Annotated in this window: 16 protein-coding genes, 4 pseudogenes and 1 riboswitch; of the genes and pseudogenes, 6 read left to right on the forward strand and 14 right to left on the reverse strand. The window is 56.9% G+C overall.

Annotated elements, in window-relative coordinates; genetic code table 11:
* The 3 genes from AC629_RS37780 to tnpA form a co-directional block, all read right to left on the reverse strand.
* The coding region (locus AC629_RS37780; protein WP_210419165.1) for an IS66 family transposase at positions 1-288 on the reverse strand (288 nt) is incomplete at its 3' end.
* A gap of 70 nt (positions 289-358) precedes the next feature.
* A complete protein-coding gene (tnpB, locus tag AC629_RS37785) occupies positions 359-706 on the reverse strand; it encodes an IS66 family insertion sequence element accessory protein TnpB (RefSeq protein WP_084809812.1) in 348 nt (115 codons plus the stop codon).
* A 54-nt stretch (positions 707-760) separates the two neighbouring features.
* The gene (gene tnpA, locus AC629_RS50805; protein WP_084809813.1) at positions 761-1,099 is read right to left on the reverse strand and encodes an IS66-like element accessory protein TnpA; all 339 of its coding nucleotides are present in this window, start codon (positions 1,097-1,099) and stop codon (positions 761-763) included.
* Positions 1,100-1,289: 190 nt separating this feature from the next.
* On the opposite strand from tnpA, the gene AC629_RS49350 reads away from it, so the two are divergent.
* The gene (locus tag AC629_RS49350; RefSeq protein ID WP_245332122.1) at positions 1,290-2,174 is read left to right on the forward strand and encodes an IS4/Tn5 family transposase DNA-binding protein; all 885 of its coding nucleotides are present in this window, start codon (positions 1,290-1,292) and stop codon (positions 2,172-2,174) included.
* Between the two features lie 2 nt (positions 2,175-2,176).
* Positions 2,177-2,704, forward strand: a complete 528-nt coding sequence (locus tag AC629_RS49355; protein WP_245330417.1) for an IS4 family transposase — start codon at positions 2,177-2,179, stop codon at positions 2,702-2,704.
* 24 nt (positions 2,705-2,728) lie between these two features.
* Here AC629_RS49355 and AC629_RS37800 read toward each other — a convergent pair.
* The 10 genes and pseudogenes from AC629_RS37800 to AC629_RS37845 all read right to left on the reverse strand — a co-directional run.
* Positions 2,729-3,407 (reverse strand): annotated as a pseudogene (locus tag AC629_RS37800) (5-methyltetrahydropteroyltriglutamate--homocysteine S-methyltransferase); the annotation flags it as partial.
* A gap of 113 nt (positions 3,408-3,520) precedes the next feature.
* Positions 3,521-3,721, reverse strand: a riboswitch (cobalamin riboswitch).
* 141 nt (positions 3,722-3,862) lie between these two features.
* Positions 3,863-4,867, reverse strand: a complete 1,005-nt coding sequence (locus AC629_RS37805) for a nodulation protein NodZ (RefSeq protein ID WP_074119484.1) — start codon at positions 4,865-4,867, stop codon at positions 3,863-3,865.
* A 60-nt stretch (positions 4,868-4,927) separates the two neighbouring features.
* A pseudogene (locus tag AC629_RS37810) lies at positions 4,928-6,965 on the reverse strand (carbamoyltransferase family protein).
* A 271-nt stretch (positions 6,966-7,236) separates the two neighbouring features.
* A pseudogene (locus tag AC629_RS37815) lies at positions 7,237-8,026 on the reverse strand (ABC transporter permease).
* Between the two features lie 3 nt (positions 8,027-8,029).
* The gene (nodI, locus tag AC629_RS37820; RefSeq protein WP_208867021.1) at positions 8,030-8,950 is read right to left on the reverse strand and encodes a nodulation factor ABC transporter ATP-binding protein NodI; all 921 of its coding nucleotides are present in this window, start codon (positions 8,948-8,950) and stop codon (positions 8,030-8,032) included.
* Position 8,951: 1 nt separating this feature from the next.
* Positions 8,952-9,359, reverse strand: a pseudogene (locus AC629_RS37825) (carbamoyltransferase C-terminal domain-containing protein); the annotation flags it as partial.
* 104 nt (positions 9,360-9,463) lie between these two features.
* A complete protein-coding gene (nodS, locus tag AC629_RS37830) occupies positions 9,464-10,093 on the reverse strand; it encodes a nodulation methyltransferase NodS (protein ID WP_074119482.1) in 630 nt (209 codons plus the stop codon).
* Between the two features lie 105 nt (positions 10,094-10,198).
* On the reverse strand, positions 10,199-11,476 hold the full coding sequence (gene nodC, locus AC629_RS37835; protein ID WP_143198074.1) for a chitooligosaccharide synthase NodC: 1,278 nt from the start codon (positions 11,474-11,476) through the stop codon (positions 10,199-10,201).
* A gap of 12 nt (positions 11,477-11,488) precedes the next feature.
* The gene (gene nodB, locus AC629_RS37840) at positions 11,489-12,148 is read right to left on the reverse strand and encodes a chitooligosaccharide deacetylase NodB (protein WP_074119481.1); all 660 of its coding nucleotides are present in this window, start codon (positions 12,146-12,148) and stop codon (positions 11,489-11,491) included.
* Complete coding sequence (locus AC629_RS37845; protein ID WP_084809814.1) at positions 12,145-12,777, reverse strand: NodA family N-acyltransferase; 633 nt, start codon at positions 12,775-12,777, stop codon at positions 12,145-12,147. The genes nodB and AC629_RS37845 overlap by 4 nt, the downstream gene beginning before the upstream one ends.
* 682 nt (positions 12,778-13,459) lie before the next feature.
* Here AC629_RS37845 and AC629_RS37855 point away from each other — a divergent pair.
* From AC629_RS37855 to AC629_RS37870, 4 genes are all read left to right on the forward strand, one after another.
* Positions 13,460-14,404 (forward strand): LysR family transcriptional regulator, encoded by a 945-nt coding sequence (locus AC629_RS37855; protein ID WP_074119478.1) that lies wholly within the window; start codon positions 13,460-13,462, stop codon positions 14,402-14,404.
* Positions 14,405-15,021: 617 nt separating this feature from the next.
* Positions 15,022-15,939: a LysR substrate-binding domain-containing protein gene (locus AC629_RS37860; protein ID WP_074119477.1), complete on the forward strand. Its 918-nt coding sequence runs from the start codon at positions 15,022-15,024 to the stop codon at positions 15,937-15,939.
* A 600-nt stretch (positions 15,940-16,539) separates the two neighbouring features.
* Positions 16,540-16,749, forward strand: a complete 210-nt coding sequence (locus tag AC629_RS37865) for a hypothetical protein (RefSeq protein WP_074119476.1) — start codon at positions 16,540-16,542, stop codon at positions 16,747-16,749.
* 120 nt (positions 16,750-16,869) lie between these two features.
* Entirely contained in the window at positions 16,870-17,583 is a 714-nt protein-coding gene (locus AC629_RS37870; RefSeq protein ID WP_083636288.1) for a MerR family transcriptional regulator, read from the forward strand.
* Positions 17,584-19,210: 1,627 nt separating this feature from the next.
* Here the strand turns inward: AC629_RS37870 and AC629_RS46010 are convergent.
* On the reverse strand, positions 19,211-19,343 hold a 133-nt coding region (locus AC629_RS46010; RefSeq protein WP_143199759.1), incomplete at its 5' end, for an IS3 family transposase.

Consider the following 19,343-nt stretch of genomic DNA (forward strand, 5'->3'; position numbering starts at 1 on the left):
GCGCTCTGCCGCCAGCTCGTCTTCAGTGGCGTCACTTTCCAACTCTTCGAACGTCAAGGCCAACTGCTCGATCAGGCGCGACGAACGCTCCGACCGCTGGCCGTAGATTTGATGCTTCAGCTTGGCGATCTGCAGCTTCTGCTGGGCAATCAGCGCTTCGTCCTCAGACGCTTTCGCACGGGCGACCGCAAGTTCAGCTGCGATCTCCAAACCCTTCGCGCGCTCGGCTGCCAGCGCTGCTTTCAGGGCGGCAATGTCATCCGGAACAGCGTCGCGCTCAGCATCCATGCGACACAGTGAATCACAGATTGGAAGCGTTGGGACTCCCCAAAAATGCAAAATCTGCGGGATTTTGTGCTCAACCCGCGCTTCTCGGTCGCCAGCTCAGTTGCGGATTCCGCCAGTCGATCCCCTCCAGCATATAGGCCATCTGCGCCGCTGAGATCGATACCGCGCCGTTCGACGCCGAAGGCCAGATGAACTTGCCGCGGTCCAGGCGCTTGGCATAGAGCGACATGCCCAACCCATCATGCCAAAGAATCTTGACCAGATCGCCGCTGCGGCCCCGGAAGATGTAGAGATCGCCGGCATGGGGATCGCGCTTCAGGCTCTCCTGAACTGTGAGAGCCAGGCTTCGCATGCCGCGGCGCATATCGGTGTGGCCGGTCGCAATCCAGACCCTGACGCCGTTCGGAATCGGGATCATCGTCGTCGCAAGAGCTCAAGAACCTGCTGCAGCGCCTCAATATCCACGTCACGGTCAACGCGAACACGACAGCCGCCCCCCGAGCTCAATCTCGATGATTCCAGCCCTTGCACGCTGCGCTGGCGGTGAAGACGCAGGTTGTGACGCGCTGCTCAAGATCGGAGCCGCTACCGGCGTGATCTCGACGGGAACAAGAGCAGATGCGGCATCTCCGCCCAGTCGCCCCTGGCGCGCTTGTCGACGCCACGTGAACAGCAGGCTGTGAGCCACCCCGTGCCGACGTGCCACGCCGCAGACCGTCTCGCCGGGCTGCAAGGTCTCTTCGACAAGGCGGACCTTCTCGTCGTAACTCCATCGCCGCCGACGCTCGGCGCCCAACACATTGACTTGCATTCCCGACGTGACCTTAAAGCTAGACTTAAGGTCAAATCCTCAGGCCGCTTCGCAAACTACACAAGGCGGCCTTCGCCGACTTTCAATTACCCACATTTAGCCGAGAGGGCTGAGGGAGCGCACCAACTATTGCATCGCAGGAATCGACCGTGATTCCTTGTCTGGCACCGATTCGCAGGGGGCGGTGCCAATGGACGAAGAAGCCGACGCATGGTTTGATCGCGAGCTCGCTGGCTGCAACCTTGCCGACGAGCGCCTGAATAAGCGGCTCCGCAAACTGGTAGCGCAGATCGGGAGCGCCATGGGAGAAAGCATTCCGCTGGTGTGCCAGGACTGGGCTAATACCAAGGCCGCGTATCGTTTTTTCTCCAACGACCGGGTCAGTGAGGCGGACATTCTGGCCGGCCACTTTCAATCGACGCGTGAGCGCACGATTGCCACCGACGGGCCTATTCTAGTGCTCCACGATACGACCGAGTTCAGTTATCAAAGGGAGAACTCAGACGCGATCGGGATCACCAAGAGCATAAACAGCGGGCGCGACAAGGCGGGCCGCCTGAGGTCGCACACGGTTTGCGGCATCCTGATGCACTCGAGCCTGGCGGTGACAACCGAAGGGCTGCCGCTTGGACTGGCGGCGGTCAAACTCTGGACCCGGAAGAAATTCAAGGGGACTGCCGCGCTTAAGAAGAAGATCAATCCGACGCGCGTTCCCATCGAGAAGAAGGAGAGCATTCGGTGGCTGGACAATGTCCGTCAATCCACAGAGCTGCTGGGCGATCCGGGACGATGCATCCATGTCGGTGATCGCGAGAGCGACATCTATGAGCTGTTCTGCGCGGCCCGGGAAGCTGGAACGCATTTCGTGATTAGGACTTGCGTTGACCGTTTGGCCGGGGATGGAAATCACACGATCGCCGACGAAATGGACGAGGTTGCCGTCAAAGGACTGCATCGCATCAACGTCAGAAACAACAACGGCGATCCCGATGAAGCCGTCCTCGAGATCAGATATCGCAAGCTTCGCGTCCTGCCCCCGATCGGAAAGCAGAAGCGCTATCCCGCGCTGACCTGACGGTGATCCATGCCGAAGAACGCATGACGCCGAAGAATAGAAAGAAAATCGAGTGGAAGCTGATCACAAATCTGCCTGTTAGCTCCCGCACCGACGCCATTGAGAAGCTCGAATGGTATGCTTTGAGATGGAAGATCGAGGTGTTCCACAAGATCCTCAAATCAGGCTGCAAAGCTGAGGAGTCCAAGCTCAGGACCGCCCAGCGTCTGACCAATCTGATCTCGCTCTTTTGCATCCTGAGTTGGCGGGTCTTTTGGATGACGATGCTCAACCGTTCGGCTCCAGACGCGCCGCCAACCCTCGCGTTGACCGCGACTGAAATCGGCGTGCTCGATCGCCTCGTGAACGACAGACCAAAAGCAAGACGGAAAACGCTGTCGCACTATTTGATCAAGGTCGCCCGGCTCGGCGGTTATCTCGCCCGCGCCAGCGATCCGCCACCTGGCAATACCGTCATGTGGCGCGGGCTGTCTCGTCTCACCGACATAGCGCTAGGTGTCATGGTCGGAGGAGACTTTGTGGGTAATTGAAAGCTTCGCCGAAGAGATGCGCCTCAACGCGCTGCGGGACGCATCGTCGAGGTTTTCGTCGAGCTGAACCCATTCCGCACCGCATCTGGCCAACTCGCGAAGGACGTCGACATAGACCGGCAGAAGCTGATCCAGCAGCAACAACGGACTCAATGCCGGATCTGCGCTCTTGCCCAGCTTCATGAAACTGACTGGGCCAACCAGAACGCAGCGTGTCTGGTAGCCAAGGCTCTTTGCCTCTTCATATTCCTCAATCGGCTTACGAGAGGAAAGAGTGAAGGTTGGTCCTTCCGAAATTCCGGCACCAGTCGAACCACTTCGTCATTTCCTGCGCCGCCGGGCCGTGTCGGTCGGCGTCGCTACTCGCATCTGAACTCTCGCCCTGTGCGCCGCGCGCCATGGCGAAGTAGGTCTTTAGCGACACAGGACCTGCGGTCCAACCGTAAGCGTCTGGAATGGCACCGACCATCACACTGGTATCGAGCACATGGTCATAGAGTGAGAAGTCGTTCGACGGAATGACCGTTGCACCGAACGATTTCTGCCGCGCCCAGCTGGCGATGCAAAGTCCGGCCGCAGCATCGGAGAGCTGGGCTTCACTTGACTTTCCCGTCCAGTAGCTTTCGAGCGCGAATTTGAGCTCGCGGCGCGGGCCAATGCGCGGCATACCCAAGGTGGCAACAGGAAGTGAAATGGTAGACATTGCTTCAACCCATTAGTTGGGGCAAGCCTTCTACAGGCAAGGCAATGGCGGATGCGTGCAGGAAAGCCGCCGTAACGGACTGCTCGACGCACCACCGGGACACCCCGCCCGTGGACGAACATGTTGTCGGGGCAGGTCTCCTGGCTCACGGGTCATCGCTGCTATCCGGTCTTCCCGAAGCCAACCGGCTTCAGTGACAGTATTGGACAGCGGCTCGCCGCTTACAGTTGCGGGGGCAGCGCCAGCATCACACCGGCTTCCCTCTTAGCTCCGGATCAAGCGAGATCCAGAGAACCTCGAACAAACACGCGATTATCCGCAAACAAACATTCCGTTAACTGGTGAATCACCCACCCGGCATACTCGCCGGAGCATTGAGTCATACGCCAATTGCACACGTCACGATCCGAGACTACCCGACGATCTTCAACCGGATGGTACTCTGACAAAGCCGGTCAGTTGCTTATAGGTTCATGAAGCCGCGATCCCTTCGACGATTCTTCAATTAAGATCAACCGCGTCGGGTCCTTCAAATCGAACTCAATAATGCGTGGCGCGAAGAGGCGCGCATAGCGGGTGAAAGCGCTCGTCGGTGGAAACCGAATGACGGTATCGCATCGCCCGAGGAGATACATCTCAATGAGAGCAGAAACGCCGCCTTCGGCGCCCAATGCTGCACTATGTAAAGGTCCAGCCTGAAGAGACTGGAAACGCTTTGGGATCGTGAAGAGATCGGGAAATATTCCAGATAGCCTTTCGACAATCAGCGCGCTGTCCGTGCACAAGAACACCCTCACCGGTCTTGGATGCACTAATGCTTTCGCCTTATAGATGGCAGTACATACCTGCCTGAACGCGAGTTCCGGATCCGCCCAATAGGGCGCATGTCCCATAATATCTTCCCCGTTGCCGTGGCGAACATGAACCCCGATTATACTGTGCCCCTCAAAGCACTCCTGGTAAATGCCATCAATTCGAGCCTGAATTTCAGATTGCGGCTTGATGGTCCGAAATATCTGCCGTTCGGCGTCCTGATCGCAGCGCCACATAAAGCAGGCGTCACACACAACGGTTTTCGCATCGACATCTTCGGCACTTTGGAAAAGTCGACCCAGTTCGTCACGCTCTCGGAAAATCTGTTCATCTGGCCGATAAACGCAGTCTATCGGTGCTTTATTCCACCAGCGCGGGAAGAACGGCCCCGGAAATGACACCTGATTGATCTGGTCATCACAAATGACTCGCACGCCATCGATCGCTTGCACTGGTTCGAAGAACACTTGAAAGGCGTTGGTGAATGGCTGATCGAGATAACACGAGCCACGCCAATCGATGGCTAACGTCCGCTCAGTCCGCTTTGCGTAACGCCAGGCTGACGCCAACGACCACAGGCAATCACCGAACCCAGTCCGTCGTCGAGAAATCACGAACCGATCATTCATCGGGTCACTGACGAGCATTCGCGTTGCCTCGTTTCAGCTGCAGGTACGAGTCGTTATTACCGAAGACCGATGTATGGATCACCCGACGCAAACGCCGCGTTGTCTGATGCGAGCAGCGCCAGGCGGATAAAGGCGAACGCAACGCTGTTCCCACAATCCCCGCAGTTCCTTCACGAGAGCTTCGCGTTTGGCAGGGTCGAGGGTAGGTCTATCGACAAGGGATCCGAGGACCGTTTCCCCCTCGATCTGCATCAGGAGATCGAACAAATCATGTGAGATTCCCACACTGTCACCGCGCGAGTGTCCTCTGCGGATCTCGCACACAGTCTCCTGGTGATCCTCCGAAGCGAAAGCACGAACTCGATGAAGGGACACATACGGCGGCAATGAAACCGCCAGCACGGTCCAGTCCTCGAGCGCTGTAGTACGCTTTTTGACAAGGAACGGCCCAACCACAAGTCCATCCAGGTCGGTCGTCAAAAATGTGGTGATCGCGTCAGGTACGGAATCCACAATCGGCTCGGCATTGTTGTTAAACGACGTATTGAGCAGCACCGGCACTCCCGTTCGTTCTTTGAACGCGTTGATAACCTCCCAGTAGAGTGGGTTTGCCTTGCGCGATACCGTCTGCAGCCGAGCAGTACCATCGACATGCGTGATGGCGCCGAGCACAGTACGTTTTGGCTCGCGCACGCGGACCACGAAGTTCATGAAAGGAAATTCGCGCTTGCCCTCCGGGAGCTCGAAAAACTCGTTCGCATCCTCCTCCAGCACAGATGGCGCGAACGGGCGATAGCCTTCGCGCTTTTTGACCATCGCGTTAATTCGGTTCTTGTTTGAAGCTGGACGAGGGTCAGCAAGAATGCTGCGATTGCCTAGCGCCCGTGGTCCGAACTCAGAACGACCCTGAACCCAGCCGATTACGGCACCATCGGCCATCCAACCCGCTGCACTTGCAGCTATGTCATCCGGACGTTCAACGTCCACGAGCCCCGCCCATGCACTCAGTTCGTGTTCTACGGCAAGCTCGGTTCCGATGTCGGGGCCCCAATAGACATCCTGAAGTCGCTCACGGGGGGGCGGGCGTGCCTAAATCGCTCGACATCATTAGTGCCGCACCTAATGCGCAACCAGCGTCATGCGCCGCGGGTTGGACGAATATGTCTTCGAAAAGGTCGGAGTAAAGCAGCTTACCATTCACGGTGCAATTGTGAGCTACACCTCCAGCCAGGCACAGACGCTTCATGCCGGTCGCCTCGCGATAGTGCAGAAGGATGTGAAACACGATCCGCTCTAGCGCCTCCTGCAACGAAGCACTCACATCTCGATGCTGTTGCGTGAATGGCATTTCCTTTCGTCGGACCTGAATGTTGCGGAGCAGTGTCGGTCCGATTCGGTCTAGGTGAACACGATAGCCACCATCGTCCAAGAGTTCATAGAACTGTTCAAACAGCCTACGATAAGGCGCCGGATCCCCGTAGGGGGCAAGTCCCATAACCTTGTATTCGTCGAACAGGCCGTACCCGAGGTATCGGATGGCCTCGAGGTAAAACAGCCCTAGCGAATTATTCTCCGGAAAACTCGCGAGTTCGGTGATTTTGGCTCCCGACCCTACCGCCAAAAGCCCCGAGAGAAAATCGCCACCGCCGTCGACTGCAAAAATGAGGCTTTGCTCAAATCCTGACATCGCAAAGGCGCTTGCGGCGTGCGCGTGATGGTGGTGCACGAAAGAGAGCCGCGTTTCATCGATCTCGGCATCGAACTCCTGCGCCAGCAAATTCCTCAGCAACAGTTTGGCATTCAACGGAATAAAGGCATCCGGCTGAGCCACAAGAAGCCGCTCGAGCATGCTGTTGGAATAGGCTTCACTCGCGTAGAAGGCGATACGGTCGATGTCGCGGATATGCACTCCTGCCGTTGCAAGGCAGTATCGGATCGCACTGCTTGGGAACTTGTTCGAGTGCTTGATTCGATTGAGGCGTTCCTCTTCGACGGCTGCTATGACCCGACCGTCACGGACGAGCACGGCTGCGCCATCGTGCAAAAACGTGTTCGACAGCGCGAGTGGATTTTCATAAATCTTGTCCAGCCCGCCGCTCAATCCTAGACACAGCATCTCGTTCTCCATTTAATCGTAACAGGACGGCCCAACAGCCATTCCAAAGTTGTACTTTCGCCTCTCCCCGAGAGCGCGGGTTTACGCTTCAGCCAACAGTCGCGCTGGCATTGGAACCGCCATTAGATCGCCTCTGGGCGCGGTATTCTTAACTGATGTCTTTTTTTCCGGAAGGCTTGTCGAGGTGATTGTCGCATGCTCCATCGTCTCTACACGCCGTCATCTCGCAAGATTGCATCATTCGCATCGCCGTTTTCTGTGGCATGCTGTCTCACCGCATCAGACGTCGACGAAACAGTGCCGCGGACAGAAAGAACGGCAACACCGCGTAGATGCAAAGCGCACCGATATGTATGCCGACATCGAGCATCGGGCGGCCCAGCATTGTTGGACGAAGGAGCTCGACCGAATGAGCCAACGGCAACACCCCCCGCCAAATGCTGAAATGAGCTGGGCATTTGGCTCAGCGGAAAGACTACGCCGCATAGAAACACCATAGGCGTTACGACAAGCGTCTGATAAAACACGAAATAATCGTAGCTGGGTGCAAGGGATATGACGACCATCGCCAGGCTCGCGAAAGCGAGGCCAGTCAGCGCAATTGTTGGGATCGCATAGAGAATGGATGGCCACGGCGCATAGCCCAATATGGCGGCGACGACTCCAATCGCTACCCCGGCCAGAACGGCCTTACTGGCTGCCCACGCCAATTCACCTAGAATGATATCCCCGAGTGTCAGCTGTGTGGATAGGATTGCTTCCCAAGTGCGCATTGTAGCCATGCGGGCAAAAGCCGCGTACATTGTTTCAAAGGTCGCAGCGGTCATGGCGCTCGTCGCAACCATGCCGGCCGCCAGAAACGAGATGTATGAAGTACCATCAACGCTCCCGACGATTATCCCGAGCCCAAACCCGAGGCCAAACAAGTTGGTCATGGGATCGGCGAGATTGCCGAGAATCGATGCAAGCGCGACTTTCTTCCATGCTAAGAAATTGCGAAGCCACACAGCGACCCAATTGTGCGCGTTGGCGGGCATGGCCGCCGCATAACCCTCACCCATCGCTTATTTCTCCATCTCGCGTCCGGTCAATCGCAAAAAGACGTCCTCGAGATTTGGAGGACGCTGCATAAGACGAAGGCCGGCACGCCCGCGCAATCGCACGAGAACCTGCTCCGGATCAGGAGCATAACAAAATAGCGTCTCGCCGCTTACTTCCAGGTGCCGCGCATACGGCCTGATCAATGCATACAGCTCTTGTGGATTGCCCCCATAGATCTCGATCACGTGGCAGCCGATGTGCTCTTCGATCAGCGCGTGAGGCTTACCTTCAGCGATCTTGATTCCATCCTCAAGCACGCACAGCCGATCGCATAACCGCTCCGCTTCTTCCATGAAGTGTGTAGTCAAAAGAATCGTCTTGCCGCGCGCCAGCAACAATCGCAGGCGTTCCCAAATGAGGTGGCGCGCGTGCGGGTCGAGACCGGTGGTCGGCTCGTCCATGACCAACAGATGCGGGTCGTTGATCAGCGCGCGCGCCAACGTCAGCCTCCGTTTCATGCCACCGGACAGTTCGGAGACGCGGGTGCCCGCCTTGCTCTCCAGGCGAGCGAACTCAAGCAGCGACGGCACGATGCTCTCGATCTTGCGCGCACCCATCCCGAAATAGCGACCGAATACCAAGAGGTTTTCACGCACGGTAAACTCGACTTCGAGATTATCGAACTGCGGGACCACACCGATGCGCATGCGTGCCAAGCGAGCTCGAGCCGGTACGGGCTCGTCCAGCACCTTTATCTCTCCTGCGTCAGGCGACATCATGCCAAGGACCATACGCGCAATTGTGCTCTTGCCGGCGCCGTTCGGCCCGAGAAGCCCGAAGCACTCTCCACGGCCGACCGTAAACGACAGCTCGTTGACCACGAGCTTGTCACCAAATGACTTCTTTACGCCGGCAAGATCGATTGCTGCGGTGGACATGTTCATACTAGGCTGGAAGAAGTTGTTCACGCGCCGACGGCTCCCTTATGACCGCCTTGATCGAGAGCAAGCCGTCGCACCACCATACATGCTCCACGCGCCCAGAATGGCACGCTGCTGTGCATCCGGAAAGAACCCGCGTGCGTGGTGGTTGGCACGTCCAATGCGAAGCAGCGGAATCCCTGTGAGTCGCTCATACTCAAGAAGGAGCTCGGCGACCTTATGTCGAGACGTTCTAGGAATTGTCTGCAATCGCGCAGATCCGTCCAGATGTACAACTGCTGGAACGTTGTCCTGCCACTCCTGCCGTCTCTGTTGATCGAAACGCTTGTAGGGATCTGGCCGTTCCAGGGGCTGCAAATGGACGGCGCCTGATCCTCCAGGCAAACCGGGCAACAGGCCGAAAGTGTTTGCGCCTTCTCTTGCTCGGTGCAGAAGACAGGCCGTCCGTCATCGACAACAGCGATTGATCCAACATGGGTCAGCTTGATACCGCAGATGCGCATACTTCCTTCTTGCCTAATCACCGCAGTTCGATAGCTCTGACGATCGAACCGGATTATGAAACAGGACGAGGAGGCACTCTTCTTCACCGGACTCCGCTAGACATTGCAGGCGCTCGACCTCAATCAACGTTTCATTGAAGATCTCGATTGCGGTCTCAGCACCAGCAGGGTGTCCCCAGCGCCTGCATTTATCATCACGCGCCGATCCGAAAACAAGTCGCCCGTTTGTCGCTAGCATACTCGTTAGGTTCTGGATCGCTGCGCGCATTTCGGTTATGTCGTCTAGGTAGTAAAGAACCTCCGCCACCACGATTAGATCGAACAGTTCCGAGCTCCAAAACCGTTCGATGTCCGCGACTATCCACGTGATGTGCGACCACCTCTTCGTTCGTTGGCGCGCCCGAGCAATCGCCGGCGGCATCACATCGACCACCATGAGACGCTGGCAGTGGGGAGCCAGCCTCTCCGTGAACGAACCGGCCGCGCATCCGACTTCAAGGGCGTTGCTAATGACCTCTTTGGATTGCGACATCCGGAGCATCTGTGCGTAACGCTTCTCTTCAAACGGATTACTGTTGAGGCGCCACGGATCATCGGCAGCCAATTCACGCTCTAATAGCTGGTACCTCTTGTCCCGCGTCATTGGGCATTCTCCTGCATCGTAGTCGATCACGGACCGCCGCAAAGGTTGTAGGTCACAGGCGGCCGCCTGGCACTGCACGAAAGTTCCGTCCGCGAATTGCCGCAGCTAACTGCTAACCTCCTGCAGCTCTTTGTCGGACGCTCGGCTCTGGATGACAGCCTGCTTCTCATCACCACTCGGCACGCTGGTCACCTTGCGCGACAACCAGTCGCTATTGCTCAACGTACACAGCGCATAGGCTTTCACGGGAAGTAAAAGAACGATGTTGATCGGTGTGTGCAGAGAAAAGCCGATGAATCGCAATTGGCGAGCACGAAACGCCGCTACGCCGCAGCGAACCATGGTCATTGACGCGATCGTCACGACTGTCCACCACGGCATTGTGGCCGTGACGGCGAACTGCGCGAGAGCTGTTAAGGACGACAGCGCGAGAAGCAATGGACCGATATTCTGTCCGATCACGTCGAGCGTAAGATAGCCATCAAGCTCTCGCAGCAGGCGCAGTCCAAGGAACGTGTCGCGGAAGGTGCTGCGGGCCCAGCGCAGTTGTTGACGCAGGTAAGGCCCCAGGCGGTCCGGGACCACCGTTGCCGCGATGGCATCCGGGACGTACTCGGTTCGAAAACCTGCCTTCAGCATGAGGATTGTAAGATGACGATCCTCACCGAAGTCACTGAGCTTCCCGCGAAAGAACTGCGATTCGTACTGATTTAGCAGCAACAGCAGCGCGGATCGACGATACATAGCACACGGGCCGCAGCAACACATGACGGCGCCGAATCGAGCCTGCGCCGCGCGCTCTTCGTTGCAAGCCAACCAGTATTCCATATCGATCAATCTTGTCAGCCAGGTGTCGCTGCGATTGCTAGCGATCAACTGACCCATGGCCGCACCGATTTTCGGAAACTTCATCTTCAGCGAAAGTTTTGTGACTACGTCGGCCGCTATCATCGTGTCGGAATCGACGTTGAGCACCAACTCTCCAGACGAACGTCGTATTGCGGTTATCTGCGCCTTGCGTTTACCGACGTTTTTGTCGAGCAGAATGAAGCTGAATCTGGGGTCACTTGCGAAGATCCTGTGAACGGGTTCTAGAAGGGCGCGATTGGCCGAACCGTCATCGATCACATAGACCCGCAATTTCCCAGCGTAGTCCTGAGCAGCAATGGATGATAGACAGGCTGCGAGCGTGTGCGGCTCCTCGTTGAAACAGGGCACGATGACATCGACGCTTGGCAGAGCGGGCGCAGGATGAGTGAGGTTACGTGATAGCGAGGGTGCATTTTCTCGCGTAGCATAGAACGCCTGCAAGCTCTTGTAGACAGTCGAGAGCAGCGCGTAACATGAGACAGCAACAGTGCTGGTTGTGCCGAGCAAATCCATAGGGTTCCAGTTTCACTGAAGTTGAGGAAGTGGGGAGAGGGCAAAGTCACGCTCTTGGAGCGCAGGAATGAGCTGCGAAAGCGCCGCGAGGGTCTGTTCGCGCAGCCCAGCACGAGTTTGCTGTGCCAGCTCGCTTGGAGGACATCCGTCGTGCAAAAGCACGATTGCACCCGGTCGGACAGAGGCCATCACTGCGTTCACAATCGCATCAGCCCCAGGGCGAGACCAATCTCTTGGATCCACCGACCAGTGTACCGCGCTCAGCCCGGCCTTCGCTGCCGTCGCGAGCACCTCTGCAGTCCATCTGCCGTAGGGTGCGCGTACGTGCCGTACCAGGGCGTGCGGGCAAGCCGCACGAATGACCTCGCTGGCTCCTTGTATTTCACTCTGCACCTCGGCTGGTTCGCATCTGGACAGGTCGGGATGAGTCATCGTGTGATTTGCGACCTCATGCCCATCAGCGATCATGCGTTCGATTAGATCCGGCTGTTCCGCTGCGTATGCGCCGATGACGAAGAACGTCGCCGATATCTTGCGTTCTGCCAGAACATCAAGCACGTCTGGTGTGCAATATGGATTTGGACCGTCGTCGAACGTCAAATAGACACAGCGATTTCCGTTGGCGTCAGCGTACTCGCTACGCACGACGGGCAGGCGATCGGGATGATTCACAGCTCTGGCCCGTTCCGATCGATAATCGTACCAGTCGGCCACTCGCTTATTGATCGCCTAATCGGCAACACCAGAACGAGAGCCTCGTCGAGGCGGCTAGTCGACAAATCCAGATACACCTCCGGATGGGTCGAACGCACGCGAATGCCGGGAATGATTGTCGCGAGCCCCTGCCGGCCAAGCAATCTCGCGATATGATTCTCCAGTGCGGGTCGCACTGTACCGAAGCCAAACGCAACACCAAGCCCATGCAGAACGGGATACATAACGCGCATCGAATGGCTTATTCCAAGCCCCTCAAGATCGGGGCGCACAGCGTATAATCCCAGTTCGCCCACTAGTAGATCGACTTCACCGACCTTGATGAATCGGCGCAGTAAACCAATATGAGCGGCTACACCGCAAGCGTCGTAGCCGATTGCGCGGACCTCGGGCCTCGCACCAGCCCAACTACGATTGTCCTGGAATCGCTGCGCATTGAAGGCACCGGTCGGCCCGTAGCTCTTCCGAAAGAACTCGGAAAGTTCGACATGGTCGGCGACGCACAGTTCACTTTCCCAGCGCACTCTCCACTGAACTTTCGGACGCATTGAGACACCTTCCCTATTTGTAGATACGGCAACGTTCATGGCAAGCCACCGAGAGCTAGCTGGGAGCGGACCTGGTCCGTTAGCGACTCCCTCGCTCAATGACTGGTCACAGAAACAAGGTGCGCCGGTGCGTAGAGCCTGGCTTCAATACTCGTGCCACCACACCCCCCCCCAAGAGCCGAGTGGTTGGAATGCGGATCCCGGTACGACCAGACGCGTACAGCGCGGCTCGATCACTCTCGCCCGACGCGTAGCGATTGATGGCGGCGCACGCAATAAACGCGCGAAACACTTGCACTAGGTCTAGTGGGGTCTTCATTTTCAACATGCCTTTAACGCGATGGGCCAAGCGACGCCTGTGGCAAGTCGCGGCACGATTTGGCGCCCGCAACCGCGCGTGCCGTTCGTCGTGCAACAAAGGCGAAACCGCGCAATGACTCAATTGTACGAACGTAAACCGGCAATATTGAAATGAAGGGAGAACCCATACAAGTGTTTAGCAAGTCCCAACGCCTCCTATCGAGCCATCGCTGCGCCAATCCGACGCGGTGCAGCTCGCATACGAACCTCAACTTCTTTTCGGAGCTCACGCAAAGTGCGATGGCCATGATGTTATGCCTGTTTCACCTTTTTAGATTGAAGTTTGCTATCCAATAATCCACGCTGTGGTAAAATCGATTGTTTCGATAGAACACATCCACATGACGGATAGATCCCTAGTATGCGGTTCAAGGGCCTTGATCTAAATCTTCTTGTTGCGCTCGATGCTCTAATGACCGAGCGCAATCTCACCGCGGCGGCACGCAAGATTCACTTGAGCCAGCCGGCTATGAGCGCCGCCGTCGCCCGGCTACGCACCTATTTCGGCGATGAACTATTTACGATGAAAGGCCGCGAACTTGTCCCAACACCTCGGGCCGAAGGGCTGGCGGTCCCGACTGGCGAGGTTCTGCTGCACATTCGACTCTCTATTATGTCGCAGGACGCTTTCGACCCGGCTCAATCGAGCCGCCGCTTCAGGATCATTCTCTCCGACTTCATGACAATCATCTTCTTTCGAAGAATCATTGACCGTGTCGCGCGAGAGGCTCCTGCGGTGGGCTTCGAGTTGCTGCCGATTTCCGATGAGCACGATGAGCTTCTCAGGCGCGGTGAAGTCGACTTTCTTGTCTTTCCGGAGCTGTTCATGTCGAGCGCGCACCCCAAGGCAACACTGTTCGAGGAGACGCTTGCGTGCGTAGGCTGCCGCACAAACGAGCAGTTATCCCGCCAGCTAACAGCCGAGAGATACATGTCGATGGGACACGTCGCAACCAAGTTTGGACGAGCATTAAGGCCTAACATTGAAGACTGGTTTTTGCTTGAACATGGGCTCAAGAGGCGCATCGAGGTCTTTGTGCAGGGCTTTAGCTTGATCCCGTCCGTCATATCGGGCACTGTTCGCATCGGGACTATGCCGTTACGATTAGCTCAGCATTTCGAGAAGCAAATGCTCCTGAAGATCGTCGAACCACCGCTCCCGCTTCCTGCGTTCACTGAAGCCGTCCAATGGCCTGCCGTTCATAATACCGATCCGGCAAGTATTTGGATGCGGCGCATATTGTTGCAGGAGGCCGCCAACATGGCTTCTGGGCATGAGACGCCCCGACGTCACAGGCATTGCTAGATACGTCACTAACACGACGGGACGTTCATGAGCGCCTTATAGTGACCGGTTCTTCTAACGCACAGGTGCATTACGGGCTGCTTGGCAAGGCGCCTTAAACTTCGATGTATCTTCATTGCGGATGGTGGCACGGCTCAGCCGCCAAGAGCTGTCGGCTGCAACGATTTGGCTTAGCGATCGTCACGTCGCAATGATCTTCCGAAGACTGTGGCGCTAAGGAGGACAAAACCCTCGCGAAGAGACGCCCCGCCGAATACAACTACCTTGAATCTCACGCTGCGTCAGGTTGTAGGCCTGCATTCGGCGGCCAAGGACAAAGCACGCGGTCATCAGTGACGGACGGCAGATTTGCGCCCCAATGGCGCAACTCAGGGCTACACTGCTGTGGTCGCTATAAGATCGATCTGGCGCTACAAGCGGTTGCTGGAGCGCCATAATGGTCCATTCCGCCCCGCCGGCGAGTTCAACGCTGAAGTCGTCTACTCGCAGCGATCAAGCACGCAGGCGGTTTCATAGCACTCGCGCTGTAACTCGGATGGACCAGTTCAGGTGGAAGATGGATACCATCATAGACGCCGCGACTGTCGCCCAATCCAAGCGCCTTCAGTTGGACGAGCATGCGCTTCAACGGCCTTGATTTGAATCTTCTGGTGGCGCTCGATTCACTGATGACCGACCGCAAACTCATCGCCGCAGCTCGCAACATCAACCTCAGTCAGCCGGCCATGAGCGCCGCCATCGCCCGGCTGCGCGCCTATTTCGACGATGAGCTGTTTACGATGACAGGTCGAACACTTGTCCCGACACCGCGTGCAGAAAGCCTTGCCACCCCTGTTCGCAACGCGTTGCTCGACATCCGACTCTCCATTATTGCGCGCGAAGTGTTCAATCCAGCCGAATCGACTCGTCGGTTCAGAATCAGTCTTTCCGATTGCGCCACCTCGCTCTTTTTCCGGCAGATCGTAGAGCGTGCAGCGCGAGACGCTCCCACAGTAAGCTTCGAATTGCTGCCGCTCAGCGAAGACCACGATGAGCTTCTCCGGCGAGGTGACATCGATTTTCTGATCATGCCCGAGCCATTCATGTCGAGCGCGCATCCGAAGGCGCCACTATTCTGTGAACGGCTCGTGTGTGCAGGTTGCCGCACGAACAACCGCCTACCGCGCCGGCTATCATTCGAGAAATATATGCAGCTACGACAGGTTGCGGTCAGGTGGGCTCTTGCACACACCTCCTCGATCGAGGAACAGTTCTTCCTTCAGCACGGGATTAAGCAACGCATCGATATTGCCGTGCAGAGCTTTTGCATGATCCCACCCATGCTGTCAGGCACTGACCGAATAGGAGTAATGCCGCTAAGGCTGGTTAAACATTTCGAGAAAACCACCCCGCTGCGGATTGTTGACCTGCCGTCGTCACTTCCCGTCTTCACCGAAGCCGTCCAATGGCCCGCCTTTCACAACACCGATCCGGCAAGCATATGGATGCGAGAGATACTTTTGCAGGAGTCCTCCCGCATGGGGTTCTCGGCGTGACGTAAGGCAGCCATCCAGGCGCTCTAACTTCAATCAACGCCTATCGTCATCCAATCCACGAACCAATCCGCCCCCACCAAAGCATCGCAAGTAATCGAGCCTCGTTCGCGGTAACGGAACAGTTGCCATGCCCTCATCAGTGGCACAAATTCAGCAGCTCAACTGCGTCCCAGCTTAGATTCACTGCCTCCACCAATCCTGTACTCCGGATTCGCGACGGTTTGCAGTCTTTTCGATCGCTCCTGACCTTGTGCAGGCGATTGCAAATTGCTATCGAGCCCGCCCCGTTGGCAACGGCCTCAAGTCGCGATTGGAGCTGCGGGAGGTAAGCCTCGCAATCCACGGCTAAGAACAACCGCGATTTTTAGGTGCGCTCGAGATCTGCAGTGCGCGAGCATTCCGCTGACCAAACGTGGGGACAACAGTTACGCGCGGCTTCGAGTCAGGCTCGATGGCGATGGTGTTGCACAACGGCATCACTTGATGTGCATACTCGTCATCGTCCTGTGCGTCGCCGGTCGGTCTCCTTTTGGCCTCACCACAGCCAAACACCTTGGCCACGTGCGCCCGCTAGCGCAATGAGAATCAAGGAGCTGAACGTTGCAACAAGAGCATCGCATCTTCGATTCAGAGGAGCTTTCAACTTTGGGAGAGATTTTCGACCGAGCAATTACCGCCTTGCCCGCAGCGATGCGCACTCCGGAAAATCGAACAGCGATCGCCCACATCGTCCTGCAGCGCGGAGCTGCACGCGGTGCCGAGTTGGCATCTCTGATTATTTTGATGGACGCCTTCACCTCCGCCGTTTGATCGAGCGACACTCGCGATAGGGCTCTTTGCTTGTGTCGAAGTGTAAGAAGGTTCAGTTAGACGATTGAAATAGCTTGAATCTCACGTGGCGTCAGGTTGTAGGCTTTAAAATAGAAAATCATGACAAAAGCTACACCACGAAGGCGTCGATGGCGCATTGGCGAACTTGCAGGTGCGACTGGAGTAACGGTACGCACTCTGCATCACTATGAGCACATGGGGCTACTTGCTGCGTCGGAGCGCACGGACGGCGGTCACCGGATGTACGACCGCGAAAGCATTCAACGAGTACATCAAATTCGGGCTCTCCGTGATCTCGACTTCTCACTTGAGGAGATCCGGAAGGCGATGAACGGCCGCACCTCCCTCACGGACCTATTACGCAAGCACCTGGAGCGTATTGAAGTTAAAGTTGCTCGTACAACTCAGTTACGAGATCGTTTGCGCAACATGACGACGGACGGCGATGCACAGGTGAGTGTAGACGAGCTACCTGCCACGCTGAATGCGATGTCGATGGTTGAAAAACCCCCTCCGCCTCGTCCATGCACATGCGCCTTAGCTGCTGACGGCGAGGAGCGGTGGCGGAGTATCCGCGATGAGCTGCGCGATTGTATGGATCGAGAGGAGCATCCGTGCAGCGACCGCACAAAGGCCGTGGCGCTTAAGGCGCGCGTGCTGATCAAAGAATTCGCCGGAATTGATTCGACCGTTTCAACCGTCCTGAACGTTCTCGCGCGATTGTGCAACTCTCGGATCCTGGCTGGGTGGGATCCGCACCTCATGCTGTATCTCGACCGCGCCCTCGTTGCCCTGGAGGATCAGCCGCACTGACCCCGCAGGGATGCTCCGCACCACTGCGGCTCTGCTTGCGAATGCACTTCTTGACGTCACTGGCGCTCGGCGGTTTTGATTCCCGCTTGATGGCTTGATCACTCATCGCGCTGCGACCCGCAGTGGCTATCTCGATCTGCTGATCGACGAATGATCGAGAGCACCCGTCAAAGGGCTTGAACCGCACGTAGCGTCAAATTGTAAACGTAGTCGCCACGGCTGCTGGTCCAGCTTGGAGGAACAACCTCGACTACCCGAACATCGCTTTGGGCCCGCGGCACGTTCAGAGCCACAAATTGACTGCATACTCGGATAAACATCGGGAGCTCTACAATGTTGAGTTGGCCTACAAGGTCCGGTGCAGCCGTTGCACTCTTATCCTGCGCTTTGGCTTTCACCGCGTCCGCGACCGACGTCATCGTCGCGGTAGCTGGTCCGATCATTAGAAGCAGCGCCGCATTCGGCGCGCAAATGCACAATGGTGCGGCTGAAGTCGTCGAGGCGCTGAATGCTTCGTGTTTACTTCTCCATACCAGGATCATACTGCAGGTCGCGGACGGCGCTTGTGATCCCAAGCAGGTCATTACCGTTGCAAATAGGCTGACTGGATATCGAGTCAGGCTCGTCGTTGGCCCTTATGGTTCTGCTTCATGAGTTCCAGTTTCTGACGTTTACGCCGAGGGGAGTTATCCAAATCTCACCTGGGTCAACCAACGCTCAGCTGACGGAACGTGGACTTACGACTGTCTTCCGGATCTACGGCGGCGACGATTATCGGGGCATTGTGGCAGCCGAGTACATCTTGCGACGCTATTCAAACCGAGGAACGCGGCCTTGAGGATAGGGTTATCGCCGGCAACGGCATCGGCGATCTTGTTGAGGCCCGTCGTCATTACTCCGACGCAAGCGCCATCCGGATTACATGGTGCCGGTCTAGAGAATGACGAAAAACAGATTACAGCTCGCCTATATTGGCGACTACCAAACCGAAATGGGATTGACTGTTTGGCGTGCTGCAGATGCTGCTTCCGACCTTACGCTCGTGGGAGCGATCCTTTGATGACTGCTGACTTCTGGGCCATCACCCGCGGAGCCCGAGATGGATCCGATCAGGAACGCCAACGCAGGCGGTGGCGTGGCCACACTCAAAGCTTCCAAGCTCTCGGTCGAGCATTACACGCTTTAAGCCTATGCCGCCGTCCAGGCCTCGGCGCAGGCGGTAAAGCACGCCGGCTCATTCAACGCTGTGCGGGCGGCCGCCGCACTCCGTTCGCAGGCGATCGATACGGTGAGCGGTCCGGTCTGCTTCGATGCCAATGGCGACAACGCGGCTTGCCCTTCGTCTATCGCTGGCACGGCGGTATCGTCGAGGCCGCCGAATAGAGCCGCTGTCGTTAACAAACAGCCTCATGTCAATTTAGCAAAGCATTCTAAATGAAGCGGTGTCTTAGCGAGATAGGCTTCGCCATCCTTGCGTCCGCACTTGCGCTCGCAATTATCGCGGCTGTCCTGATCCTCGCGGTTATGTTGGCGGATGCAGACGTTCACTTTGGCCCTTTGAACGAGTTTTTACCCTCAGGGTAAGTGACCGGCTCAACTTGATCTTCCCCCGAAAAAATGGACAGGGTTAAGCTGCTTTTAGCTCCATCTCGATCGGGCTGATAAAGCCGATGGCGGAGTGACGACGAGTTCGATTGTAGAAGCCTTCGATATAGGCAAAGATATCCCGTGTGGCTTCTGCCCGTGTTGCATAGTGCCTG

It is taken from the genome of Bradyrhizobium sp. NAS80.1, from assembly GCF_001908205.1.
Lineage (GTDB): Bacteria > Pseudomonadota > Alphaproteobacteria > Rhizobiales > Xanthobacteraceae > Bradyrhizobium.